Origin of the sequence: Bradyrhizobium sp. BR 1432, from assembly GCF_051547705.1 — a bacterium.
Lineage (GTDB): Bacteria > Pseudomonadota > Alphaproteobacteria > Rhizobiales > Xanthobacteraceae > Bradyrhizobium > Bradyrhizobium zhanjiangense.
The window spans coordinates 6,224,433-6,248,712 of the sequence record NZ_JBPUGF010000003.1 but is presented as its reverse complement, the minus strand read 5'-3'; the positions used below and the strand labels follow the sequence as shown (position 1 = coordinate 6,248,712).

At 63.6% G+C, this 24,280-nt stretch carries 21 protein-coding genes and 2 pseudogenes; 7 read left to right on the top strand and 16 right to left on the bottom strand.

Going from position 1 to position 24,280, the window contains the following annotated elements; translation table 11 throughout:
• Window positions 1-37: 37 nt before the first annotated feature.
• Both dnaE and ACSKB8_RS30315 read right to left on the bottom strand, forming a co-directional pair.
• On the bottom strand, window positions 38-3,541 hold the full coding sequence (dnaE, locus tag ACSKB8_RS30320; RefSeq protein WP_438108033.1) for a DNA polymerase III subunit alpha: 3,504 nt from the start codon (window positions 3,539-3,541) through the stop codon (window positions 38-40).
• A 437-nt stretch (window positions 3,542-3,978) separates the two neighbouring features.
• Window positions 3,979-4,701, bottom strand: a complete 723-nt coding sequence (locus ACSKB8_RS30315) for an outer membrane protein (protein WP_091885854.1) — start codon at window positions 4,699-4,701, stop codon at window positions 3,979-3,981.
• A 252-nt stretch (window positions 4,702-4,953) separates the two neighbouring features.
• Here ACSKB8_RS30315 and ACSKB8_RS30310 point away from each other — a divergent pair, with 252 nt between their 5' ends.
• A complete protein-coding gene (locus ACSKB8_RS30310; protein ID WP_370986033.1) occupies window positions 4,954-5,274 on the top strand; it encodes a DUF3551 domain-containing protein in 321 nt (106 codons plus the stop codon).
• A gap of 1 nt (window position 5,275) precedes the next feature.
• On the top strand, window positions 5,276-5,533 hold the full coding sequence (locus ACSKB8_RS30305; RefSeq protein WP_370986032.1) for a DUF3551 domain-containing protein: 258 nt from the start codon (window positions 5,276-5,278) through the stop codon (window positions 5,531-5,533).
• Window positions 5,534-5,562: 29 nt separating this feature from the next.
• Here the strand turns inward: ACSKB8_RS30305 and ACSKB8_RS30300 are convergent, their stop codons facing one another.
• Entirely contained in the window at window positions 5,563-6,201 is a 639-nt protein-coding gene (locus ACSKB8_RS30300) for an HD domain-containing protein (protein WP_438108032.1), read from the bottom strand.
• 41 nt (window positions 6,202-6,242) lie between these two features.
• Window positions 6,243-6,704, bottom strand: a complete 462-nt coding sequence (locus tag ACSKB8_RS30295) for a carboxymuconolactone decarboxylase family protein (protein WP_370986030.1) — start codon at window positions 6,702-6,704, stop codon at window positions 6,243-6,245.
• A 113-nt stretch (window positions 6,705-6,817) separates the two neighbouring features.
• Between ACSKB8_RS30295 and ACSKB8_RS30290 the strand changes: the two genes are divergently transcribed.
• On the top strand, window positions 6,818-8,224 hold the full coding sequence (locus tag ACSKB8_RS30290) for a PLP-dependent aminotransferase family protein (RefSeq protein ID WP_438108031.1): 1,407 nt from the start codon (window positions 6,818-6,820) through the stop codon (window positions 8,222-8,224).
• 7 nt (window positions 8,225-8,231) lie between these two features.
• The gene (locus ACSKB8_RS30285; RefSeq protein ID WP_438108030.1) at window positions 8,232-8,432 is read left to right on the top strand and encodes a hypothetical protein; all 201 of its coding nucleotides are present in this window, start codon (window positions 8,232-8,234) and stop codon (window positions 8,430-8,432) included.
• Here ACSKB8_RS30285 and ACSKB8_RS30280 read toward each other — a convergent pair.
• Both ACSKB8_RS30280 and ACSKB8_RS30275 read right to left on the bottom strand, forming a co-directional pair.
• Window positions 8,402-9,301, bottom strand: a complete 900-nt coding sequence (locus tag ACSKB8_RS30280; RefSeq protein WP_438108029.1) for a GNAT family N-acetyltransferase — start codon at window positions 9,299-9,301, stop codon at window positions 8,402-8,404. The two genes, ACSKB8_RS30285 and ACSKB8_RS30280, sit on opposite strands and share 31 nt — an antisense overlap.
• A gap of 115 nt (window positions 9,302-9,416) precedes the next feature.
• The gene (locus ACSKB8_RS30275) at window positions 9,417-10,793 is read right to left on the bottom strand and encodes an FAD-binding oxidoreductase (protein WP_438108028.1); all 1,377 of its coding nucleotides are present in this window, start codon (window positions 10,791-10,793) and stop codon (window positions 9,417-9,419) included.
• Window positions 10,794-10,899: 106 nt separating this feature from the next.
• Between ACSKB8_RS30275 and ACSKB8_RS30270 the strand changes: the two genes are divergently transcribed.
• Complete coding sequence (locus ACSKB8_RS30270; protein ID WP_438108027.1) at window positions 10,900-11,655, top strand: LysR family transcriptional regulator; 756 nt, start codon at window positions 10,900-10,902, stop codon at window positions 11,653-11,655.
• A gap of 268 nt (window positions 11,656-11,923) precedes the next feature.
• On the opposite strand, the gene ACSKB8_RS30265 is transcribed toward ACSKB8_RS30270, so the two are convergent.
• Window positions 11,924-12,697, bottom strand: a complete 774-nt coding sequence (locus ACSKB8_RS30265) for a helix-turn-helix transcriptional regulator (RefSeq protein WP_438108026.1) — start codon at window positions 12,695-12,697, stop codon at window positions 11,924-11,926.
• Window positions 12,698-12,807: 110 nt separating this feature from the next.
• On the opposite strand from ACSKB8_RS30265, the gene ACSKB8_RS30260 reads away from it, so the two are divergent.
• Window positions 12,808-13,887 carry an alcohol dehydrogenase catalytic domain-containing protein gene (locus tag ACSKB8_RS30260; protein WP_438110740.1) on the top strand — a complete coding sequence of 360 codons (1,080 nt, stop codon included), beginning with the start codon at window positions 12,808-12,810 and terminating at the stop codon, window positions 13,885-13,887.
• A 327-nt stretch (window positions 13,888-14,214) separates the two neighbouring features.
• Here the strand turns inward: ACSKB8_RS30260 and ACSKB8_RS30255 are convergent.
• The 9 genes and pseudogenes from ACSKB8_RS30255 to ACSKB8_RS30215 form a co-directional block, all read right to left on the bottom strand.
• Window positions 14,215-14,915, bottom strand: a pseudogene (locus tag ACSKB8_RS30255) (ABC transporter ATP-binding protein); the annotation flags it as partial.
• Between the two features lie 7 nt (window positions 14,916-14,922).
• Complete coding sequence (locus ACSKB8_RS30250) at window positions 14,923-16,203, bottom strand: lipoprotein-releasing ABC transporter permease subunit (RefSeq protein ID WP_091885894.1); 1,281 nt, start codon at window positions 16,201-16,203, stop codon at window positions 14,923-14,925.
• 73 nt (window positions 16,204-16,276) lie between these two features.
• Window positions 16,277-17,596: a proline--tRNA ligase gene (proS, locus tag ACSKB8_RS30245; protein WP_438108025.1), complete on the bottom strand. Its 1,320-nt coding sequence runs from the start codon at window positions 17,594-17,596 to the stop codon at window positions 16,277-16,279.
• A gap of 165 nt (window positions 17,597-17,761) precedes the next feature.
• Window positions 17,762-19,324 carry a copper resistance CopC/CopD family protein gene (locus ACSKB8_RS30240; protein WP_438108024.1) on the bottom strand — a complete coding sequence of 521 codons (1,563 nt, stop codon included), beginning with the start codon at window positions 19,322-19,324 and terminating at the stop codon, window positions 17,762-17,764.
• Window positions 19,324-19,842, bottom strand: a complete 519-nt coding sequence (locus tag ACSKB8_RS30235) for a YcnI family copper-binding membrane protein (protein ID WP_438108023.1) — start codon at window positions 19,840-19,842, stop codon at window positions 19,324-19,326. Before ACSKB8_RS30235 ends, ACSKB8_RS30240 begins: the two co-directional genes overlap by 1 nt.
• Before the next feature lie 31 nt (window positions 19,843-19,873).
• Window positions 19,874-20,407, bottom strand: coding sequence for a copper chaperone PCu(A)C (locus ACSKB8_RS30230; protein WP_438108022.1), 534 nt, complete (start codon window positions 20,405-20,407; stop codon window positions 19,874-19,876).
• Window positions 20,408-20,445: 38 nt separating this feature from the next.
• Window positions 20,446-20,766, bottom strand: a complete 321-nt coding sequence (locus ACSKB8_RS30225) for a TonB-dependent receptor domain-containing protein (RefSeq protein ID WP_438108021.1) — start codon at window positions 20,764-20,766, stop codon at window positions 20,446-20,448.
• Window positions 20,767-20,791: 25 nt separating this feature from the next.
• The gene (locus ACSKB8_RS30220) at window positions 20,792-22,924 is read right to left on the bottom strand and encodes a TonB-dependent receptor (RefSeq protein WP_438108020.1); all 2,133 of its coding nucleotides are present in this window, start codon (window positions 22,922-22,924) and stop codon (window positions 20,792-20,794) included.
• A gap of 84 nt (window positions 22,925-23,008) precedes the next feature.
• Window positions 23,009-23,382 (bottom strand): annotated as a pseudogene (locus tag ACSKB8_RS30215) (DUF2946 domain-containing protein).
• A 481-nt stretch (window positions 23,383-23,863) separates the two neighbouring features.
• Between ACSKB8_RS30215 and ACSKB8_RS30210 the strand changes: the two are divergent.
• The gene (locus ACSKB8_RS30210) at window positions 23,864-24,268 is read left to right on the top strand and encodes a globin (protein ID WP_438108019.1); all 405 of its coding nucleotides are present in this window, start codon (window positions 23,864-23,866) and stop codon (window positions 24,266-24,268) included.
• Window positions 24,269-24,280 lie beyond the last annotated feature (12 nt).

Below are 24,280 nucleotides of genomic sequence, written 5' to 3'. Positions count from 1 at the left end.
ATCCCACGACCACTGTGTGGATCGCGCAGACCGGGTCTTAGAGCTGCTGCACGTCCACCACACCCGCGACCGCCTTGATCGCGCCGGCGATCTGCGGCGAGACCTTGAAGCGGCCGGGCAGCTTCATCTCCACCTCGGTCTCGAGGTCGAGCATCATCACCAGCGAGACCTCGCCGTCGCCGTTGGAGCGCGGCGCGATGCCCGGGCTGCCGATCTTTGGCGCGGCACCGTTCGCGGGCGCCATCTCGGGTCCGGCGAGACGCTTGGCGATCGATTCCAGCGGCTTGGTGTCGCGCAGGAAGATGCGCAAGCCCTTTTGCGTCTTGGCGGCGGCGTCATCCAGCGGCTCGGCATGCAGCACGCGGGCGCGGACGTCCTCGCCCTGGAGCTCGGCGCCGAGCTGGAGCAGCACGGCGGCGCCCGGCTCCAGCACGTCGCGATATTGCGCGAGGCCCTCGGAGAACAGCACCGCCTCGAAATGGCCGGTCGGATCGGACAGGCCCATGATGCCCATCTTGTTGCCGGTCTTGGTGCGCCGCTCCATGCGCGAGACCACGGTGGCCGCGACCTTGCCGGCGGTGGCGCCGGTCTTCACCGCGCGCGAGAACTCGGCCCAGCTCTGCACGCGCAGGCGCTTCAGCACCGTGGCGTAATCGTCCAGCGGATGTCCCGACAGGAAGAAGCCGATCGCGTCATATTCGCGGCGCAGCCGCTCGGCCGGCAGCCACGGCTCGACCTGCGGCAACATGATGCTGGGCGCATCCGCCGAACCGCCGAACATGTCGTTCTGGCCGATGGTGGCGGCCTCGTGCGCGCGCTGGCAGGCGGCCAGAATCGAGTCCGCGCCGGCGAAGACGCGCGCCCGATTCGGCTCCAGCGTGTCGAAGGCGCCGGCGGCGGCAAGACTTTCGATGATGCGCTTGTTGATCGCGCGCGGATTGACCCGCGCGGCGAAGTCGGCGAGCGAGGTGAAGAGACCGTTCTTCGTGCGCTCCTCGATGATCTGGTCGATCGCCTGAATGCCGACGCCCTTCAGCGCGGCGAGCGCGTAGTAGATCGTCTTCTCGCCGACCTCGAAGGTCGCGCCCGAGCGATTGACGTTCGGCGGCTCGACCTTGATGCCGAGGCGCTGCGCCTCGGAGCGGAATTCGGAAAGCTTGTCGGTGTTGTTGAGATCGAGCGTCATCGACGCCGCGATGAACTCCACCGGATAATGCGCCTTCATGTAGGCGGTGTGATAGGACACCAGCGCATAGGCCGCCGCGTGGCTCTTGTTGAAGCCGTAGTCGGCGAACTTCGCCAGCAGCTCGAAGATGGTCTCGGCCTGCGCCTTCGGCACGCCGTTCTTCACCGCGCCCGCGACGAAGATGTCGCGCTGCTTGTCCATCTCGGCGCGGATCTTCTTGCCCATGGCGCGGCGCAACAGGTCGGCGTCGCCGAGCGAATAGCCCGACATCACCTGCGCGATCTGCATCACCTGTTCCTGGTAGATGATGACGCCGAAGGTCTCTTTCAGGATCGGCTCCAGCACGGGGTGCAGATATTCCGGCTCCTCGTCGCCGTGCTTGCGCGCGCAATAGGTCGGAATGTTCGCCATCGGACCCGGGCGATAGAGCGCCACCAGCGCGATGATGTCCTCGAAACGGTCGGGGCGCATGTCGATCAGCGCGCGCCGCATGCCCTGGCTTTCAACCTGGAACACGCCGACCACATCGCCGCGCGCTAGCATCTGGTAGCTGTCGGCATCGTCGATCGGCAGCGTCGCCAGATCGACGTGGATGTTGCGCGGCTTGAGCAGCTTGCAAGCAACGTCGAGCACGGTCAGCGTCTTCAGGCCGAGGAAGTCGAATTTGACGAGGCCCGCCGGCTCGACCCATTTCATGTTGAACTGGGTCACCGGCATGTCGGATTTGGGATCGCGGTAGAGCGGCACGAGCTCGCTCAGGGGACGATCGCCGATCACGATGCCGGCCGCATGGGTCGAGGCATGGCGGGTCAGGCCTTCGAGACGCTGGGCGATGTCGAAGGCGCGCGCCACCACCGGGTCTTCGTCGCGGAACGCCTGGAGCTTCGGCTCGCTCTCGATCGCAGCCGCCAGCGTCACCGGTGCGGCCGGATTCTGCGGCACCAGCTTTGTGAGTTTGTCGACCTGGCCGTAGGGCATCTGCAGCACGCGGCCGACGTCGCGCAGCACACCGCGCGCCTGCAGCGTACCGAAGGTGATGATCTGCGCGACCTGGTCGCGGCCGTAGCGCTGCTGCACGTACTGGATCACCTCGCCGCGGCGATCCTGGCAGAAGTCGATGTCGAAGTCCGGCATCGAGACGCGCTCGGGATTGAGGAAGCGCTCGAACAGCAGGCCGAACTTGATCGGATCGAGATCGGTGATGGTCAGCGCCCAGGCGACCAGCGAGCCTGCGCCGGAGCCGCGGCCCGGCCCGACCGGAATGCCCTGCGACTTCGCCCATTTGATGAAGTCCGACACGATCAGGAAGTAGCCCGCGTATTTCATGCGCATGATGACGTCGAGCTCGAAGGCAAGCCGTTGGGCGTATGTCTCCTCCGTCGTGCCCTGCGACAGGCCGTGGACGCGCAGGCGGTTGGCGAGCCCCTCCTCCGCCTGGCGCTTCAATTCGGCGGCCTCGACCGCGGCCGCATCCGAGCTCGATGCGGCGCCGACGGTGAAGAACGGCAGGATCGGCTTGCGCGTCATCGGACGGAACGAGCAGCGCTCGGCGATCTCCACCGTCGAGGCCAGCGCCTCCGGAATGTCGGCGAACAGCACCGCCATCTCGGCGCGCGTCTTGAAGCGGTGATCGGGCGTGAGCTGCTCGCGCTCGGTCTCGGCGATCAGTCGCCCGCCGGCGATGCACAACAGCGCATCGTGCGCCTCGTAATCGTCGGTCGCGGCGAAATATGGCTCGTTGGTCGCGACCAGCGGCAGGCCTTTGGCATAGGCGATGTCGATCAGGCCGCTCTCGATGCGGCGTTCCTTGTCGGTGTTGTGGCGCTGCAATTCGATGTAGAGGCGGTCGCCGAACAGGCTGGCGAGACGCTCGCACCGCAACGCCGCAATTTCGGCCTGCCCGGTGGCAAGCGCCAGCGAGATCGGTCCGTCCGGACCGCCGGTGAGCGCGATCAGCCCCTCGGTCTCGCCTTCGAGCCAGTCGAACTTGATGTGGGAGGCATGGGTGTCAGGCGTCTCCAGGAACGCCCGCGAGTTCAGCCGCATCAGGCTGCGATAGCCGCGCTCCTGCGCCGCCAGCAGCACCACGCGCGACGGCCCCAGCGCGTTGCGCGCGTTCGGATCCTGGTCGCCGAAGTCGATCGCCAGCTCGCAGCCGACGATCGGCTGGATGCCGGAACCCGCCATCTTGTCGGAGAATTCCAGCGCACCGAACATGTTGTCGGTGTCGGTCAGCGCCAAGGCCGGCTGGTGGTCCTTCTTGGCGAGCTCGGCAAGCTTGGCGATCTTGATCGAGCCCTTGAGCAGCGAATAGGCCGAGTGAACGTGAAGGTGGACAAATCCGGCGCTCGGCATGGTCGCGTAACGGCCTCTTGCAGATGAAGTGGAGCGGTCGCCAGCTCCTCAAGGCATTATGCACTCGCCCGGCCGACTCGCGTCCCGATGGTGGGGTGTGGCGCCGCGAGAGTCCACGCCGGAGCGGCCAATCCGCCGCGTCGTCCCGCTTTTCCCCAACCGCGCCTCCTCAGAGCTGCGGAATCACCTGGGCCCAGATCGCGATCATCCCGACGAACAGCGTGATCGACGCCAGTGCAGCCGCTTCTTCCACGAAAACCCTGAACATGTCTCGCTCCCTTGCTAGAACGTATGAAGAACATTGTTCTCATTTCGTTCTCAGGAGTCAAGCCGTCTGAACCATTCCGCAGGGGCATGGTTAACTTGTTGAACTCGAACAAAAAAAGCCCCGGCGCAAGGCCGGGGCTTTCGACGTCGCTCGAATTGAGCGATCAGTCTCAGTAGCGCGCGATAGGCATGCCGCCGAACTTGTAGTTCAGGCGGACGAGGCCCATGTCGACGTCCTGACGGATGCGCTCCGTGCCAGCGAAGCCGGCGAACGTCACGTCCTTGTCGGCCAGGAAGATGTGGTTGTACTCGACGCCAACCGACCAGTTCGGCGCGAAGCCGTACTCGAGGCCGGCACCAACAGTACCACCCCAGCGGGTGTCGCTGGTCGACGCGAGCAGCCCGCCGCCGAGGTCGGAGATCTCGTACTTGTCGCTGACCACAGCCGCACCGCCCTTGACGTAGAGCAGCACGTTGTTCCAGGCATAACCGACCTGGCCGGTGATCAGGCCGAACGCATCGATCTTGGTGCGGTTGCGGGTGGCGAACAGCGCGCTGACATTGTCGCCGGAGAAGTCGGCCCAGTTGCCCTGGCCTTCCACGCCGAACACGAACTGGCCGGACTGCCAGCGATAGCCGATCTGACCACCGACCGTGCCGCCGGTCGCATCGTGCGAGCCTTCGCGGCCGACGCCAACGAAATCCCAGGTGGTGCGAGCCGAACCGCCGCCGCCGTTGATGCCGATGTAGAAGCCGCTCCAGTCGTAGACCGCAGCGATCGCCGCCGGCGGAGCCTTGGTGTAGGGCCGCGCCGCGAGGTCAGCAGCCACCGCCGGCGCAGCCGCGCTGAGCGCGATCAGGCTGACAGCGGCAAGCAACAAATTCTTCTTCATTTGATTCCCGTTCCAGTTTCTTCAGTAGGCCCCCGGGCCGTGGGTCGTCATATCAGCGATCGACGGAATTGCTGTAACTTCGACGCAACAGTTAGGGCCAAAGGGCCGCGCTTCATTAATGAAGATTTAGCAGAGCGCGCTGGAAACCCTTTGAAACAAGTGTTTTCAGCAGTTCCAATGTCGACTACACGACATAAACTGCATGCGCGCGTAACAACGTCGCGCGCACATTCGCGTGATTGGAAAATCCAGATGCGAGCCCGAATTGCTTTCCCCATTGTCGCCACATTTTCGCTCGCACTCGCCACATTTGCGCTCGCGCTCAACGCAAGCACGCCGGCGCTCGCCTTCGGCAAGAATCATCCATTCTGTCTCACCGGCGACGAATGGCCGGGGCTGAGCAATTGCAGGTTCGATAGCTACGCGCAGTGTCAGGCGAGCGCATCGGGTCGCGCGCTGACCTGCATCGCCAATCCGTTCTTCGCAGGCCAGAGCGATGATCCCTACGCCTATCAAAATCGTCCGCGCGCGCAGACGCCAGGCTCTTCATCAGGCTATTTCCTGTCGCGCTGAGATGCGCCGCGCGTGGCCTACGCTCATCGCAGCCGGCATGCTCCTTGCGAGCGCGCCTGCGCACGCGCAGACTTATGATCCGCGCTATCCGGTCTGCATGCAGATCTACGGTCCCGTCGGCTATTTCGACTGCCGCTATGGCTCGCTTGAGCAGTGCAGATATCTCGCCGTTGGGCGTTCGGCGAGCTGCGTCGTGAACCCATATTTCCCATCAAGGAAACCGACGCCCCCTCGCCGATCGAGCCGTGCCGCCGAATGATCCCAACGATCCGGCGGCCTGGCGTCTCCTTAGCTCTGCCAGGGCGTGTTGCGGATGCGCGTACATGCGTTTGGTTTGCGGAAGCTGGGGTCGTGATCTTCGATGTAGTCGAAATTGACCGTCCCGAACGTCGTCTGCGGCTTCTTCAGGGCTGAGCAGGTCTGCACCTTCAGGAACTCGTTCTTGAAGTCACCGCGGGGGAACGCAGTGATTACCTGGTCGCGCTGCTCCGGTGTGTACTCGTCATATCCAACACCGACGACGTCCACCAGAACCCCTGCGTTGGTGAGACCGATCTCCGGCCTCATATATTGCGGAATGCCGGGGGTGGTGTGCAGCGCGATCGCTTCCCACACCAGATCGGCCTGCGGTTCGGCAATGCCGCGCGCTTGCAGAAAGTCGCGCGCGGCGTCTGCGCCGTCGACCTCAAATCGCTTGGTCTCGGTGTGGTAGTGATCGATGAGGCCGAGATCGTGAAACAGCGCTGCGACATAGAGCAGCTCGGAATCGAACTTCAGCTTCTGACGCAGCCCTTTGATCGCGCCGAACACATAGACGCGAACCGAATGGTTGAACAACATCTCGTCTTCGTAACTGCGTACCAGCTCGGTGGCTTCGCGCGCCAATCGGCTGTCGGGAATCTTGACGCCAGAAATCACGCTCGTCATTTTCAGGCTCCTGGTTTCTGTTTCGGCTGATGCCCTTCGGGTCAGGCTGCATTCTCGAGCGCAGCCTGTGGCGTCTTTCGGAAGCTGATCGACATGCGATTGTACGCATTCATCAGGCTGATCGCGATCGTGAGATCGACCAGCTCGCGCTCGCTGAAGACCGCGCGGGCGGCTTGATAGGCTTCATCCGGAACGTTGGTCTCGGCGACGCGGGTGACAGTCTCGGCCCAGGCGAGCGCCGCGCGCTCGCGTTCGTCGAAGAGATTGCCCGCCTCGGCCCACGCCTGGACCAGCGCGAGCTTTTCAATCTTCACGCCGCTCTTCAGCAGGTCGCGGGTATGCATGTCCAAGCAATAGGCGCAGTTGTTGATCTGCGACACGCGGAGATAAACCAGGGTGACCAGTGTCGCAGGCAGTCCGCTCTGCATGACGTAGCCGTAGACACCGCCCAGTGCCTTCGCGCCTGCCGGCGCGATGTGGTTGTAGTTGAGACGTTCACGCATCTGCTATCTCCTTGATGATCAGGGGATGAAACGCTCCCTTCGCCCCCTTAGGTGCCCCTGTCCTGGTCTACAAAAAAGTACCAAAAAGGCACTAAACTCGTGTACCAAGATGCATGACCAAACGGCTGCGGCTGGAGCTTGATCGATCCGCAAAGACGCCACTGGCGGAGCAGATCCACCGGGGAATCAGAGCTGCCATCGAGAGCGGTGTGCTCGCCCCGGGCGCTCGCCTGCCTTCATGGCAGGATTTGGCGGCCCAGCTCGGCGTTGCGCGCGGCACCGTGCGTTCGGCGTATGAAAAGCTCTCATCCGCCCAACTGATCGTTGCAGCCCGCGCTACAGGCACGCATGTCGTGGACCGGCCGTCCTTCCCCGTTCGGCGGGACAAAGCCCCCGCCCCCGGCTCATTCATGGAGATGTACCAGGAACTCACCGCAGGGCCGGCGATCTTCCAGATGGGCGTGCCTGCGCAGGAGACCCTTCCTGCGACGCTGCTGGCGAGGATGCGCGCGCAGGCGGTTCGCGTTGAGGTGAGCGCGCCGGCGATTTACCGTGACCCGCGCGGCGAGTTGGAGTTGCGGCGCGAGATCGCGGCCTACCTTGCGCTGGCGCGCGGGATCGAATGCGCGCCGTCCCAGATCATCATCACCAGCGGCTTTAGCGGCGGGCTTGGTCTGGCGCTCCGTGTCCTTGGTCTCGAGCAGAAGAAAGTCTGGGTGGAGAATCCCGGCTTTCCCTTTACGCGGCGCGGCCTCGAGCTTGCGAGATTGTCGATCGCGCCGATCCCGGTTGACGCTGACGGCATCGATGTCGACTTCGGCCTGAAACATGCGCCTGATGCGGCACTGGTTGTCGTGACACCAGGGCAGCAGGCGCCGCTCGGATTCACGCTGTCGCTGGCAAGACGCTCACGCCTGCTCGACTGGGTGACCCAAAACAAGGCGTGGGTGATCGAGGATGATTATCTGAGCGAGCTTCAGCTCAAGGGCCGAGCCACGCCGGCGCTCGCCTCCCTCGATCGCGTCGGCCGCGTCATTCACATCGGCTCCTTCAGCAAGACCATAACCCCTGCCTTGCGGCTCGGCTTTGTGGTTGCACCGGCCGCACTGGCGTCGCGGTTTGCCGAAACTGCGGCGTGCCTCGCGCCGGCGCCCGGGCCAGCGGTGCAGCTCGCGACCGCCGATTTCATGCGCGACGGCCATTATCTCCGGCATCTTCGGCGCACCAAGCGGGTCTACGCAGCGCAAGGCGATGCATTGCTGAAATACCTTCGCCCGCGCACTGCAAATGTTGCGATTGCCGGATTGGCGGCTGTCCTGCGGTTGCCGAAGGGAGCAGCCGATCTTGCCATCGCCAAGGAAGCAGCACCGCTTGGACTGGCGCCTACGCCGCTATCGCTCTGGTATGCGTCGAGGGCTTCGGCGCGCCCGGGACTGTTGCTGGGCGTCGCGACATCTCCACTCAAGAGGATCGAGGCGTCCTGTGATCGGCTCCTTCAGATCATCGACCGTATTACGTGATCCGACTATGAGTTCGGTAACCTTCACCGGCCAGCGTGACGATCAAAGCTCCGCTTCGGGTGGCGATCACGGCGTGATCGCAACAGTCGGCACCAAGCTGCGCAGGATCGATGAGCCCTGTATCCATCCGGGTGAGGCCGCTACCTACGACGCCACGTTCAACGCATCTGGATTGAACTACATGAAACCCGGATTGCGCGGGAGGTAGCTGCCCCAATCTCCGAACTGTCGATTCGACATCAGCAACATCGGGAACGTCAGGCGCATCCCGTGGTCGGTCGCCGCCTTGAGCGCTGACTCGCTCGCGCCCGGCACGAAGGCCGAAATGGTCGGAACATCGCTCTGCGCCGCGAACGATAACGCAGCAGCAAACGCCGAGCCCATGAGATCTGGCCGGCAGACTGCAAGCGGGCCAATGTGTCCATCCGAAATATAGACATACCCGACGCACTCACTGCCGGCGTGGATGGTGAACCCGCTCGTCTGGCTGTCGCCCAGGAGATATCGATGATGCTTCTCCCTGGAAACACCGAGTGCACTGATATCAATGGGCGCCAGCTCATCCAACCCGGCCGTCTTGGCCGTGAGAGATTCAAGACGAAGCCGCGGCTCAGCCAACCGCGACGCCAGTCGGTCACGAGGCACGCTGACCATGTAGATCGGACAGCGCGGGAACAGTCCGTGGCGAATGTAGAGGCCTTGAGACACGTTGTTGAACGTGAAGGTGATCAGCGCTTTGACGGATGCTCCGCGCTTCTCTGCGTGAGCAAACATCTTGCTGATGAGTTGATTGCCAATGCCGTCGCTCTGGCGATCTGGGGCCACGAACAGCTGCGCCAGAAACCAAAGCTCGCCACAAACCCAACTCCACGCGAAGCCGACGAGTTCTCCGTCGTCATCGGCGACCCATAAACCTTCGGGATCGTCCGTGAGCGAGAAGGCCTGAAAATTCTGCGGGCAGGAGGATGCCATCTTGCCAAAGCCCCGCCTCTCAGTGAGTTCATTGATGCTGGCGACCACGATCTCGTCGGCTCTCGCCAAGTCGTCCATGCGAGCCGGTCGGCACACGACAGCCATTCTCGAATCCTCCCGGGGATCAGCACGCCCGGCCAACCGTCGAACCGGGCCGGAACGTAGCGCCTTCGACCGACATCCTGAACAGAATGAGAGCGACGAAATCCTCGGCCGGCAATCAGGCGAGCGGCCGGATGTTCTGGTTCATGCGGAAGAAGTTCATCGGGTCGTATTTCGCCTTGATCCGCTGCAGGCGCCGGTAGTTCGGTCCATAGGCAGCCGCGACGGGATCGCCTGTCTCGTCATCATCGAGATAATTGACATAGCGGCCGGAGGCAAAGAAGGGTCGCATCCTTTCATGGGTTTCGCGTGCCCAGGAGATGCAGCGGCTCGTATCGCTGGGCTGCATCCACTGCGCGAGAATCAAGAAATTGTAGCCCTCCTGCCGATGCGGAAATGCCGTGTCCCCGGCATCGATACGGGCCGCCGCACCGTGGATGTGTTCAAGAAGCAGCTGCCCCATGGGAGTCGGGCAGCGCGCGAAACATTCGATCATGGTCGCAATCGCACCATCACTCAGTTCCCTCAGGAAGTTCGATTTCCAATAGTTGAAGGCGCCTTTCGGATAGTTGGCGTCGAGCATGCGGTTGAGGTCGCAATAGGGCATCGGTCCCACTGCATCGAGGATCGGAGCCCCGAACTGTTTCAGCGGTCGCATCGCTCGTTCGGCCTTCGCCACCGGACCGCAGTGGCTGGTGACCAGGACTGCGACCTCCGTGCCGGACCCATCGGGCGCATGGGTCAGGGATGCGAACAACATGTGCTCGTCCGCGAGCGATCGCGTGCTGGCCCGGAAGAATTCGAGCACGTCGCGTGAGCGCTCTATGGGGTGGACGATCGGACCGCCCGTGATGATTGGCCCGACCATATGGAGATCATATTCGAGACTGGTGGCGATCCCGAAGTTTCCGCCGCCGCCGCGGATCGCCCAGAACAGATCAGGCTCCTCTTGCTTGCTGGCCCGCAAAACCTTGCCGTCGGCGGCGACGAGTTCGACGGCCCGCAAATTGTCCAGTGCGAGGCCGTACTTGCCCATCAGCCAACCCAGTCCTCCGCCGAGCGTCAGCCCGGCGATCCCGGTGGTCGAGATCACGCCGCCGGTGACCGCAAGCCCATGAAGTTGTGTTTCGCGATTAAGCTCGCCCCACGTGACCCCGCCCTGCGCCCACACCGTCTTGCCGACAGGGTCGACCCGGACGCCCTTCATGGGCGAGAGGTCGATCATGATACCGCCGTCGATGGTCGCGCGACCTGCCACATTATGGCCGCCGCCGCGAACCGCGACCTCGAGGCCGAGCTTGGTCGCAAGAACGACGGCATCCACGACATCGGACACACTGCGACACCTGGCAATCAATGCCGGCCGTTTGTCGGCCAGCCCGTTGTGGATCTTTCGCGCCTCCTCGTAGCCCTCGTCCCCCGGCTTGAGCAGTTGTCCTCCGAACGAGGCGTTGAGGTCGGCGGCAGCGCTGGCGACAGATGCGATGGACGACATGATATGTCTCCTCAGCTTGACCCGCCATATCCTCGATCGTGGGCTGTCTTGGAGCAAATCCGAAGATTTCAGGTGACGATGAACTGATTTCACCTAGACTGGCGGCATGTACAAGCTGCCGCCCCTGATCGAGCTGCGCGCTTTTGAAGCTGCCGCCCGCCATCTGAGCTTCAAGAAGGCGGCGGCGGAACTCGGCGTCACGCCAACGGCGATCAGCCACCAGATCGGGTTGCTCGAGCAGTATTGTGGTCGCGCTCTGTTCCGGCGCAGACCACGGCCTCTCTCGCTGACCGATGCCGGAGCGCGGCTCTTCCCCGCCATTCGTGGCGGCCTTGAGGTGTTCGCCGCGGCCATTGCGGCCGTCAGGCAGGAAGGCGACCAACAGCCTCTCCGGGTAACGACGACCAATGCTTTTGCGAGCCGCTGGCTCGTGCCCCGCCTGCCCCTGTGGCGGAAGCTGCATCCCGATGTGCCACTGGAAGTCATCGGCACTGACTCAGTGCTCGATTTGCAGGCCGGAGATGGCGATGTCGCCATTCGCTATGCGACTAGCCGAGCACGGCCGACAGACGGAATTGTCGATGATCTCTTCAGCGATACGTTCTGGCCGGTGTGCAGTCCGCGTTTGCTTGCAACGGAGCACCTGAAGAGACCGGTCGACCTCGCAAACCACGTTCTGATTCACTCCTATTGGTCGCCGGCCGATCGTGAGCCGCCGACATGGCAGAGATGGCTCGCCGCGGCTCAGCGCAGGTGGCGCGAGGTGCCCCAGTTCAAGGACATGCAGCACCTGAGTTTCCGGGAGGAACTGCACGCCATCGAGGCGGTGATCGCCGGGCAAGGAGTTCGGGGTTTTCAGTGATGTGCTCGTGGCACACGACCTCGCAGCTGGTACGCTCGTGAAGGCGTTCAAGTTGAGCTTGCCTGGCTACGGCTTCCATGTGGTCAGCAAGCCGGGCCATCCGCGCGCGCGAACCATCCGGGCCTTCTCGGAGTGGTTACGGTCAAGTCCTTGATCCGCTTCTCTGCGCCCTTCGAGATGTCATCAGGGTTATAGCGGTTCAGTCCAAATTGACCAGCAACGTCTCCGGCCACTCGAAAGCAGACGCGCTGGCGTTGATGTCTCTGCCCTACACCGGCGTATAGATCACGAGCTTCAGCGCGGGATCGTCGTTGGCCTGGAAGCTCGTGTGCTCGAACCGGAGCACGCCCTTGGTCGGATGGTTCATGGTCTTCAGGCCCGAGGCCGTGCTGCGGATCTCGTGCGCCTCCCACCATTTGACGAATTCCGGACTGCCCTGGCGCAGTCGCGTGAGCAACTCGATGAAGGCGGGATCGCCGGCCCAGACGTCGTGAGTGGCGCGGAACATCGCGACCATGCTCTTGGCAACATCGGTCCAGCCTGCGCCGTAGAATTTTCGCGTCTGCTTGTTCGTCAACACCAGGAGCAGCGTATTGCGATCCTGCTCCGGCAGCTGTCCGAAGCCAAAGACCTCCTCGGCCGCCGCGTTCCAGGCCAGCACGTCCCAGCGCCGGCCGGTGATGTAGGCCGGCTGCGTCAAACTCTCGATCATCCGCCGGATGGGCGGCGGCACGATCTCGGGCACGAAGGCAGCCCTCGCGCCGTCGCGTGCCAGCGCCTTCAAATGGGCGTGCTCGGTCTTGCTGAGCCGCAGCGCGCGGGCGTGTGCGTCGACGGTGGTGACCGAGGGGCTGACGGTGCGGCCCTGTTCGAGGCGGATGTACCAGTCGACGCCGATACCAGCGAGCTGCGCGACCTCCTCACGCCGCAGCCCCGCGGTGCGCCGCCGGCGGCCCGCCGGAAGGCCCACGGATTTCGGCGACAGCTTTTCGCGGCGGGACCTGAGGAAATCGCCGAATTCGACGCGGCGTGGGTCGGCCATTGCTGTCGCTCCCGCGATGGAGGGTCTCTAGAATGCTGAGGATAATACCAGGCCTTCATGTCCCCTCCAAGGCGGCGCATATGCGCTTCACCGACTTTGAGGTGAACATCATGAAAGCTGCCGTGCTCAAATCCTTCGGTTCGCCGCTGGTGATCGAGAATGCCCCCGAACCGGTGCTCGGCACCGGCGAGGTCATTGTCGATGTCGTCGCCACGCGCGTGCTGTCCTACATGAACGAGGTCTTCGACGGGACGCGCAATTATGCGCTCGACCTGCCGATCATCCCCGGACCCGGCGGCATCGGGCGGGTGCGCGCGATCGGCCCGGACGCAACCAAACTTGCCATCGGCGACTGGGTGTTCTGCGACCCGATGGTGCGTTCGCGCGACGACGCCGTTGCACCCGACATCGCCTTGCAAGGGCTCACCGCCGCCGGCCCCGGCGGCATGCTCCTGCAAAAGCATTTTCGCCACGGCTCATTTGCCGAGCAGATGCGGGTACCGACCGAGAACGTCACACGCCTCGGCGCGATCACGCCGGAGGAAGCGACCCAATGGTGCGCCCTTGGCACGCTGCTGGTGCCCTATGGCGGCTTCCTTGCTGCGAACCTGCGACCAGGCGAGACCGTCCTGGTGAGCGGGGCCACCGGCAATTTCGGCAGCGCCGCCGTCTCGGTCGCGCTGGCAATGGGCGCGGCCTGCGTGATCGCTCCCGGCCGCAACGAGACAATCCTGGCCGACCTCGTCCGCCGCTTCGGCGCGCGGGTCAAGCCGGTCAAGCTCACCGGCGTTGAGGACGAGGACCGCGAGAGCATGAAGCGCGCTGCATCAGGCCCGATCGACTGCGTGTTCGACATCATGCCGCCCTCGGTCAGCACGAATGTGGTGCGCGCGGCGATCATGGCGGTGCGCGCTTACGGCCGTGTCGTGTTGATGGGCGGCGTCGGCATGGCGGGCGGCGCGGGGCTCGAGCTGCCCTACCCCTGGATCATGCGCAACTGCATCACCATCCACGGCGTCTGGATGTACCCGCCGGACGCCGCCAGCCGCCTGATCGCGTTGGTGCGTGCCGGGCTGCTCAGGCTCGACGAGTACGAGGTGACGGCATTCGATCTCGACCACGCCAACGAGGCCGTGGCACATGCCGCGACCAATGGCGGGCCGTTCAAATTGACCGTGATCCGGCCGTAACGGCGAGCGCGCCGCTGCGATGCGCCGTCGCAGCCGATTTGCTGGATATATCAAATAGCTGGAATGCATGCCCCCGATCGTGGCCGGCAGCAGCCGGCTACTGTGCATGGGGTTGTTTTCGCTGTTTTAGTTTGGCGGCCCGCCGGCACGGCATCGGAAACTCACCTCTCCCTTGGGAGAGATCGGCGCGTAGCGCCGGGTGAGGGTTTAAGGTCTCGCGTTGGGCAGCGCCCCCTCACCCGATTTGCTGGCGCAAATCGACCTCTCCCCGCCGGGGAGAGGTGAAGCGAGCCCGGAGCCCGGTCCAACCAAGCACGCTTCAGCTAGTTCGAGCTCGACGACCTGGCCGTTCGACAGCGAGACTCGCCGGTCCATGCGGCTGGCGAGCTCCATGTTGTGGGTGGCGATCAGCATCGACACCTGGGTCGCCTTGACCAGCTGCATCAGGGCCTGAAAGACGTGGTCCGCGGTATGCGGATCGAGATTGCCGGTCGGCTCGTCCGCAAACAGCACGCGTGGCGCATTGGCAACCGCGCGCGCGATCGCGACGCGCTGCTGCTCGCCGCCGGACAGCTCGGCCGGGCGATGGGTGATGCGATCGCCGAGGCCGAGATAGCCCAGGATATCTTTGGCGCGTTTGACGCTCTCGGATTTCTTCAGGCCGCGGATCATCTGTGGCAGCATGACGTTCTCCAGCGCCGAGAACTCCGGCAGCAGCCGGTGCGACTGGTAGACGAAGCCGATATCGGTGCGGCGCAGCTGGGTGCGCTCGATATCAGGCAGCTGCGAGGTCGGCGCGCCCGAGACATAGACCTCCCCGGAATCCGGCGCCTCGAGCAGCCCCGCGATGTGCAGCAGCGTCGACTTGCCCGAGCCCGACGGCGCCACCAGCGCGACCGACTGCCCGCGCCACAACGCCAGCTTGGCGCCGTCGAGGATCGTCAGCGGCACCTCGCCCTGCAAGTACTGCCGCTTTATCTCGTGGAGATAAATGACCGGTACATCTTCCGCCCCTGCTGCTGCTCCATCAGCCCCTCACTCGTACCGGAGCGCTTCGACGGGATCGAGGCGCGCGGCGCGCCACGACGGGTACAGCGTCGCCAGGAACGACAGCGTCAGCGCCATGACGACGACCGCCGTGGTCTCGCCGATGTCGATCTCGGCGGGCAGCTTCGACAGGAAATAGAGTTCCGGCGAGAACAGCTCGGTGCTGGTGAGCCAGGACAGGAATTGCCTGATGGACTCGATGTTGAGGCAGATCACGAGGCCGACGAAGAAGCCGACCAGCGTGCCGACCACGCCGATCGAGGCGCCCGTGATCAGGAAGATGCGCATGATCGAGCCCTGCGAGGCGCCCATGGTGCGCAGGATCGCGATGTCGCTGCCCTTGTCCTTCACCAGCATGATCAGGCCGGAGACGATGTTCAGGGCCGCGACCAGCACGATCATGGTCAAGATCAGGAACATCACATTGCGCTCGACCTGGAGCGCGTTGAAGAAGGTCGAGTTGCGCTGCCGCCAGTCGACCAGGAACACAGGGCGGCCCGCGGCCTCCGTCACTGCCTTGCGGAAGGCGTCGATCTTGTCGGGATTGGTGGTGAACACCTCGATCGAGGTGACGTCGTTGCTGCGGTTGAAATAGGCCTGTGCCTCCGCCAGCGGCATGAACACGAAGCCGAGATCGTATTCGGACATGCCGATCTCGAACACGGCGACGATCTTGTACGGCTTGATGCGCGGCGTCGTCCCCATCGGGGTGACCGCGCCCTTTGGCGCCACCAGCGTTACGCTGTCGCCGGCATGCAGCGACAGCTGGTCGGCGAGGCGGCGGCCGATCGCGACGCCCTGCCCCTCGTCAAAGCCTTCGAGCGAGCCCTGCTTGATGTTCTTGGCGATCGAGGTGAGGTTGTTGAGGTCGTCGGAGCGGATGCCGCGCACCAGGACGCCCGAAGCGTTCCATGGCGATGACGCCAGCGCCTGGCCATCCACCACGGGAGCAGCGAGCCGGATGCCCTCGACTTGGCTGAGGCGGTCGGCGACGTCCTTCCAGTCGGTCAGCGGCGATTCCAGCGGCTGGACCAGGATATGTCCGTTGAGCCCTAAGATCTTGTCGAGCAGCTCCTTGCGGAAGCCGTTCATGACGGCCATGACGATGATTAGCGTCGCCACGCCCAACATGATGCCGAGAAAGGAGAACCCAGCGATGACCGAGATGAATCCCTCCTTGCGGCGCGCCCGCAAATAGCGCCCCGACAGCATCCACTCGAATGGCGCAAAAGGCGCGGTCTGCACGGTTTCGGTCATGGTCTCATCCATCGCTCGATAATCCCATGATTCGGGGTCAATTGTGGCCGGATTGGCGGCCGCGATATCGCGCGATGAACAATATTCAGCCGACCAGCCGGGCGACTGCGTCCGCAGGCGACATGGTCTCGCGTGCGCCGTCGGCTCGCCGCTTGATCTCGACCTTGCCGTCGGCGAGCCCCTTCGGCCCGATCATGATCTGCCAGGGGATGCCGATCAGGTCGGCAGCGGCGAATTTGGCGCCGGCGCGCTGGTCGGTATCGTCATAGAGCACATCGACGCCCTTGGCGGTGAGCTCCGCATAGAGCTTCTCGCAGGCCGCATCGACCGCGGCATCGCCCTGCTTCAGGTTGAGCACCACGGCGCGGAACGGGGCGACGGCTTCCGGCCATTTGATACCGGCGTCGTCGTGACAGGCCTCGATGATGGCGCCGAGCAGGCGCGAGACGCCGACACCGTAGGAGCCGCCATGGATCGGCACGTCGACACCGTCGGGGCCGGCCACCAGCGCATTCATCGGCTCGGAGTACTTCGTACCGAAATAGAAGATCTGGCCGACCTCGATGCCGCGGGTGTTCACCCGCTTGTCCGCAGGCACCTCCTGCTCGAACCGCGCGGAATCGTGAACGTCCTCGGTCGCAGCGTACAGCGAGGTCCACTGCTTGATGATCGGCGTCAGGTCGCTCTCATAATCGACGTCCTCGCCCGGCACCGGCAGGTCCAGCACGTCGCGATTGATGAAGACACCGGATTCGCCGGTCTCTGCCAGCACGATGAACTCGTGGCTGAGATCGCCGCCGATCGGGCCGGTCTCGGCGCGCATCGGGATCGCCTTCAGCCCCATCCGCGCGAAGGTCCGCAAATAGGCGACGAACATCTTGTTGTAGGCGACCCGCGCCGCCGCCTCGTTGAGGTCGAACGAATAGGCGTCCTTCATCAGGAACTCGCGGCCGCGCATCACGCCGAACCGCGGACGCTGCTCGTCGCGGAATTTCCATTGAATATGATAGAGATTGAGCGGCAGGTTCTTGTAGGACTTCACATAGGCGCGGAAGATCTCGGTGATCATTTCCTCGTTGGTCGGTCCGTACAGCAGCTCGCGCTTGTGGCGGTCGGCGATGCGCAGCATCTCCGGGCCATAGGCATCGTAGCGGCCGCTCTCGCGCCAGAGATCGGCGAGCTGGAGCGTCGGCATCAATACCTCGATCGCGCCGGAGCGGTCCTGCTCCTCACGCACGATCTGCTCGATCTTCTTGAGCACGCGGAAGCCAAGCGGCAGCCAGGCATAGATGCCGGCGGCCTCCTGCCGGATCATGCCAGCGCGCAGCATCAGCCGATGCGAGACGATCTCCGCCTCTTTCGGATTTTCCTTCAGGATGGGCAGAAAGAATCGCGACAACCGCATGGCAACACTCTAGGAATCAGTGACGGGTTGCAGTGAAACCGGATTGGGAGCGAAAACACAAGACCGAGAATGAGGAAAAGCCGCTAACGCGGCGGAATTCCTGTCATTTTTCCGTCGACTTCAGGTTTGACTTGAGCAGCAGCATACCCTGCAAAGCCGGCGAGCCTAGGGCGACGCCACCTCCAGTTCATCCTCCAGCGTGATCCTCTCGAAGTCGGTCACCAGCGCGTCGATCCGCACGTACCAGCGGCCGGCGAAGGGCAACTCGACCTTGCGCACGTACCAGTAGCCGTCCGGCCCCAGCGAGGCGCCTCGTTCCATCGGCTCGATGCCGCGCTCAGGCAGGCTCAGCGTCAACGTCACCTCCTTGGCCGCGAGCGGCGTCCCCTCTCCGGTCATGAGCTGAAGCACGAAATCGTCGACGCCGGCCTTCCCAGGAGACACCAGCACCTGGAACATTGCCTTGTCGCTGTGAATATGGATCGCCAAGGGCGTCTCCGGAACGATGCTCCGCGGCGGCGGCGTGAAGCGCCAGCCGGCGACGACCGCGAAGATGATGAGTGCGATCGCGCATTCGAACAGGATCGAGCGCTTGAGGGCGGACGCGGCCTCGTGATCCCTTGCCAGCGCCGGGGTCAGGTGAAAGCGGTTGAGCGCGGCGAGTGCGAGCAGCACGAGGACCAGCGCGAGCTTGATGGAAAGGATGAGGCCGTAGCGGGTCTCGACCAGCGCCGACAACTTTTCGAGCTGGACGATGGCGAGCACAAGGCCGGTCAATGCCAGCGTGGCGACGACCGGCACGGCAATGCGGGAGAAGCGGTTTACGAAAGGCAAGGTCGTGGCCACCGGCTTCGACACCAGCGCAACGAGCGGCGCCAGCGCCCCGATCCAGAAGGCAACGCCGAGGCCATGGAGGAAAATCGCCGGCCGCGTCAACATTTCGGGCGGAGCCGTGGCGGCGTGCCCGGTCATGGCCAGCGACAGGCCGACGCCGATGAACGCGATGAACGCAAGAGCGCGCGCGTACCATGCGCTGCGCAGCGCCATCAATGCGATCAGCATCGCGGCGATGGCGACCAGCGATGCGGGGCCCGCGCTCGTCGCGAACGCCACCTTCCAGGGAGCAATGGTTGCAAGAGCCGCCGGCGGCAGGCCGAGAAGATCGAGGCCCAGCGCACCAAGGGACACCACCGCGCTCGGAAGGCCGACCGCGAGTGCAACAAACGGCACGGTCGTGCCCGTCATCGACCACGCGATCCAGCGCGCGAACAACACACCGCCGACACCAACAAACAGCCCGAGGTAAAGGCCGACCCGCGCCAGCCAGATGAGCGCACTCAACCCGCCATCCGTATTCGCGGGAGGCGTCGTCCCCGTCGGCACGCCGATCGAGAACACCACCGATCCCGCGATGGGATGGCCGTCCTGCGAAATCACCCGATAGCTGACGACCGCCGTGCCCTGCGGCAGGTCCGGCGGCACCGCAACCGAAATCGTTTCGCCCGACGCGTTGATGCGCACATCGTCCCGCGCCCTGCCCGTGCCATCGATCAGCTGGACCGCGCCCGGCGTCACCGCCTCGTTGAAGCGCAGCACCACGGCCTTCGGCGCGCTCGCAAGCACGCTGCCGCTGGCCGGCTCGACCGCGACCAGCGCCGCATGCGCGAACGCGCCGGTCGCGAAGCCGACAACGATGAGTAGCGTCGCAAGCGTGGCGAGCAGGCGCATTACGGCTTTGGCAGCAGCTTCACGCCCGGTGCCGGCGACTTGCCCTCATGCGAATGCCCTGCCCCCTCCGTCGGGATTTCGATCCAGCGGCTCACGCCCGTATCGCATTCCTGCACAACCGGGAAGTACAGCGTCGTGTTCGGCTTGAGCATATCGGTCAGCATCGTCTGCATGACGAACTCGTCATAGTACTTGTCCGGCAGCTTGCCGCCGGACCACATCACCTCCTTGACGCCGGAAGAGAGCTTGTTGCCGTGAAAGTCGTATTCGTTGGCATATTTGCCCTCGACGACATCGACGTTCCAGCCCGCCTTCGGCATCGGCTTGACAGCGATCACCCCTTCAGGGATCTGCACGCGGATCTTCACCGTGGGCGAGCCCGCACAGCCGTGCGGCACGGTGAACACAGCCTTGTACGACGCGCCGACCGTGGCTTGCTTGGTCTCGAGCGACACATGCGCCGCCGCCGGCGAGATGGCGAACGCAGCAATCAAGATCGGGCAGGATCGCTTCAACATATTCGGTCTCCCGGAGGCCAGATCATCCTCATCACATCTTCATTCCCGAGTGATCCGGCATTTTCTTCATGTCCATATGGCCGGAGTGTCCGGCGCCGCCGGGCGCCGGCGCGCCAACAGCCTGAACGTCGAGAGAGACGGCGACTTTGCCGGCCTTCTCGAACTGAAGTGTCAGCGGCACCTTGTCGCCCTGCTTGAACGGGCCCTTCAGCTCCTGGAGCATCAGATGATTGCCGCCGGGCGCAAGCTTCACGGTCTTGCCGGGATCAATGACGAGCCCCTTGTCGAGGGGGCGCATCTTCATCACGCCATTGTCCATCGCCATCTCGTGAATCTCGGCCTTCCCCGCGATGTCGGCGGAAACGCTGACCAGCCTGTCCGCCGCCGACCCCTTGTTCTCGATGGTGAGATAGCCGCCCGCGACCTTGGCGCCGCCCGGCGTCGCCCGGCTCCAGGCCTGCGAGATGACGATATCGCCGGCTTTGACGTCGTCGGCGCGCACGGGGGCGGCGAACATTGCGGCGGAAAGCGCTGCGAGCGCGAGGATGCGTGAGAGCTTGGTCATGTCCTTTGCCTTTCTTGTCGTAAACATCACTCCACCCCTCAGAACGTGTACTTGCCGGCGACAACGAAGGTTCGCCCCGGGAACGGATGGAACAGGAAGTACTGCTCGTTGAAGAGATTATCGATGCCGAAGTCGAATGCGAAGTTCTTCGTCGCGTTATAGTGCACCTTCAAGTCCACAACGAAGAAGTTATCGAACGCGCCATAGACGTGGGAGACGCGATCCGTGTTGTCCAGCGTCGAGTACTGCTTGCCGCTGTAGCGTGCAGCAACCGTGTAGGCCCAGCTATCGTTCGGCCGGTAGGTCACGCCGAACTTAGCGCGCCAGTCGGGCACGTAAGGCACGCGCTTGCCGACCACAGTCGTGGGCAGATTCGTCAGAGGATCAATTCCGGCCCACCCCGCGTCGGCCAGGATTCGCGAAGTCGACATAAGTAACGCTGCCGAACAGCTGCAGACCACTGACGAGAACGTTGTCCTTGTCGGCGGACAACTCGATACCCTGCAACCTGATCGCATCGACATTGCTGATCACGGTCGTCGGCGTTTGCACCTTCGTGATCGGATTGGTGACGAGGTTGGTCTGGGAGATGATCGCATGATCGGTGTGCTCCCGGAACAGGGTCAAGCGGATGCGGCCGTCGCTCCATCTGCGCTCGATGTTCAGCTCACCTGTCAGATCCTGCTCGGGGAACAGGTTGGGATTGGCGATCGTCGCTACGCCGCCGACTGTCAGGTTCTGATAGAGCTCCATGACGGTCGGATAGCGATAGGCCTGCCCGAAGTTTGCCGTGATATTCCAATCCTTGTTCGGATCAAAGGACAGCGACGCCTTCGGTGAAAAATTCGTCGAGGCGAGTTGCGATTGTTGAACCGCAGCGATCGATGTAATCGCGCCGGCAGCGTTCGTCGCGGTGCTGATATTGAAACCATCCTGGGCTCGCCAGGTTTCGAACCGACCACCGAGCGTGAGCTTCAGATTGGGAAGGATCCTCCAGGCATCCTGAAGCCAAATCGCACCGGTCCGGGTTTCACCCTGCCCCTGCGAGTAGAGCGTGCCCGTCCCGGTGTCTCCCGTCGTATTCCAAACGGATGACGCATAAACGGGACTTTCCAGGCGATAACGATCACCATGCATGCCGAAACTGACCTCGTGCGGTCCGTCATAACCATACGGCCGCCAGATCCCCTTGGCATCGGCATTCTGCCAGTTGGTGCCGTCCATCCTCGTGATCTTCCCGTTCTGGGAATAGCCGACGCCTGTGGGCGTGATGGTGAACGGGTTGAGCTGGATGTCCTGGAGATAGTTGTAGCTCGACGCCGAAAGGTCGAAATCGTAGGTGCCCTTGGTGTCGCTCTTGATCGCAACGGCGTTGCTGACATGGGTCTGGTCCCAGACATATTTGCCCGTGGCAAATCCGGACAGGCCCGCGAATGTGGGCGCACCCGTCGCTGCTGATTTCAAGTAGGTCTGGGGATCGGAGACCTGGTGGTTATTCCAGATCCCAAACGAATAGGTCGCCTGCACCTGCGCCGTCACGTCATAGGAAAGGCGGATGTTACCGGACGTCTGCTGCGAATGCGCGAGGATGCCCGTGCCCACCACGTTGGCCGCAACGCCCTGCTTGTTGAGCGCCGAAAACGCACCGGTCGTACCGGCCGGGATGCTGCCGCTCGTCGTGTAGGTCAGGGGCTGCTGGTAGCTATCGAGATAGTTGGCGCTGGCGAGCCAGGACAGCTTGCCGTCGCGATTGCCCGCAGCGGCGCTGGTCTGGCTGGTCACGTAGGTGTCCTTGGTGCCGTATTGATTCCAGGGCATCACGGACACGGCTTCCTTGGCGACTGCAAACGGCTTGTCGGGCATCTTCGACGAGATCAGCAGCACGCCGCCGATCGAGTTGCCGGGATAGGCGGCCGCGAACGGCCCGTTGAGATAGTCGACCCGACCGATCGCTTCCGGCGAGATCAGGTTCCACTTCGGCGAGGCATTCGTGTTGTTGTTGCCGATCAGCGCCGAGATCAGGAGATCGTCGTAGTAGATTAACGTCCGCGAGCTTGAATTGAGGCCCCAGCTTCGCGTCGCGAGCACGGCATTGTTGTCCCCGTCGTTGCGCTTCCGCACGAACAGGCTCGGCATGTATTTGACGGCGTCCTCGGGGTCCTTGAGGTTGATAGTCTCGTCGACCTCTTTCGCCGTGACGCTGAAGGAGCGCTGCGGCAATTGATAACGGGCCACGGCGGCCGGCGGCTCGAGTGACACGCGGGCACTGCCTGCACCCTGCTCGGCCGCGACGGCGGGGGCGGCCCGCTCGGTGGCGGGCTTTGCCGACCGGTTCCGGACGGCGACCGTACGCGCCGCCGGCTTGCGCGGCTTGGGCTTCACTACCGCGGGGGCATCGACGGTGACCGGCGGCAGCACGACGTTACTGCTCTGAGCGAAAACTCCGCTCGACGACGCCAGCAGCGCGGCCTGAATGGCAACGATGCTCACGCCGCGGCGGGCATGACAACGTAACATGGGGCATTCCTGACGCCGGCTTTCTTCCCGGCTGTTCGACAGCATCAATCGCCAGCGGACGAGCCGCGGCGACGGTGGAGGTCGTCAGGAAATTCGAGGAGGCGCGCGCGCCTGGGCGCTTGAGCCCTTGTGGGTGAAACCGGCAGATACATCCGCCGCGTGCCACACTACGCTTTCGACGTGGCGGGAGGGAATCGCGAACGCCGGCTGCGGCGGCGAATCGAGCGATGCGCCCGCCTGCGCCAGGCAACACAGCGCGCACGCACCGGCGTGCGCGCTGGGGCCGCCGGTTTGATCGTTCAGGCCCCCTGCTCACCCCCGCTGTGGCAGATGACGCCGGCGGATAGCGGATCGGCCACGGCCTGACCGGCCGCCAGACAGGCAGCAATCGGCGCCAGCACCTGCATCGCCAGGGCGAGCAGGACAAGGGGTAGGAATTTTTGCAGCCGCGCGCGCATCCGCCGAACCATTCGTTCGCCTGCTAACTAAACACCGCGGCCTGCCCTAAGTCGAGGTCAGTTCCGCGGCCTTCTTGCCCCGGCGCAAATTTCTCGAAAACTGTGATCGGAGCACCCTACCCCGGTGGGAAGGCCGGCATTTGAGACAAGTCAAAGGCACCACGGTCCACAGATTTCTTATATTTGTCATATACTTATAAGGCCGCAAACCCGATCATTTCGTCAGCTGCTCTTATTTTGAACAATCGTTGCCGAAAATGATGACAAGTGAGAAAAGTTGATCTAGCATTCTCTTGCTCAGGCGCTGACCGCGAGGTCGTGGCCTGGTGGTCCAAGTCTCGGGAGGAGCCCCTGGCGCGCAAAACGCAGCGTCGCCCCGTCAATCAAGAGCAAATCTTAGAATTGGGGATAATAGGGTCGACACAATTTTTGAGCGGGGCCAGGGCCCCGCTCTTTTTTTGCCTGCATGGCTGAAGCGCCGATGAAGGCTCCTCCCAATCCGATCGAACGCAGTTTTGAGCTGGCGGCCTCGCGCCGCGCCGATCTGACGCCGAGGGTCTATCAGCGCCTGTTCGAAGAGCATCCGGAAACCCGGATGATGTTTCGCTCGCAAGGCAGCGAGCTCGTGATGGGATCGATGCTCGCGCTGGCGATCGAGGCGGTCCTCGACTTCGCCGACGAGCGCCGCGGGCATTTCCGGCTGAACGCCTGCGAGGCCGCCTCGCACGAGGCTTACGGCACGTCACGCGACCTCTTCATCGCCTTCTTTGCGATCATCAGGGATACGCTCCGCGATCTGCTCGGCGATGAATGGTCACCGGACATTGGACAGGCCTGGGATGCATTGCTCGTGGCGATCGACGCATTCGCAGGCGTGCCGGCCTGATACTTTGCGCTG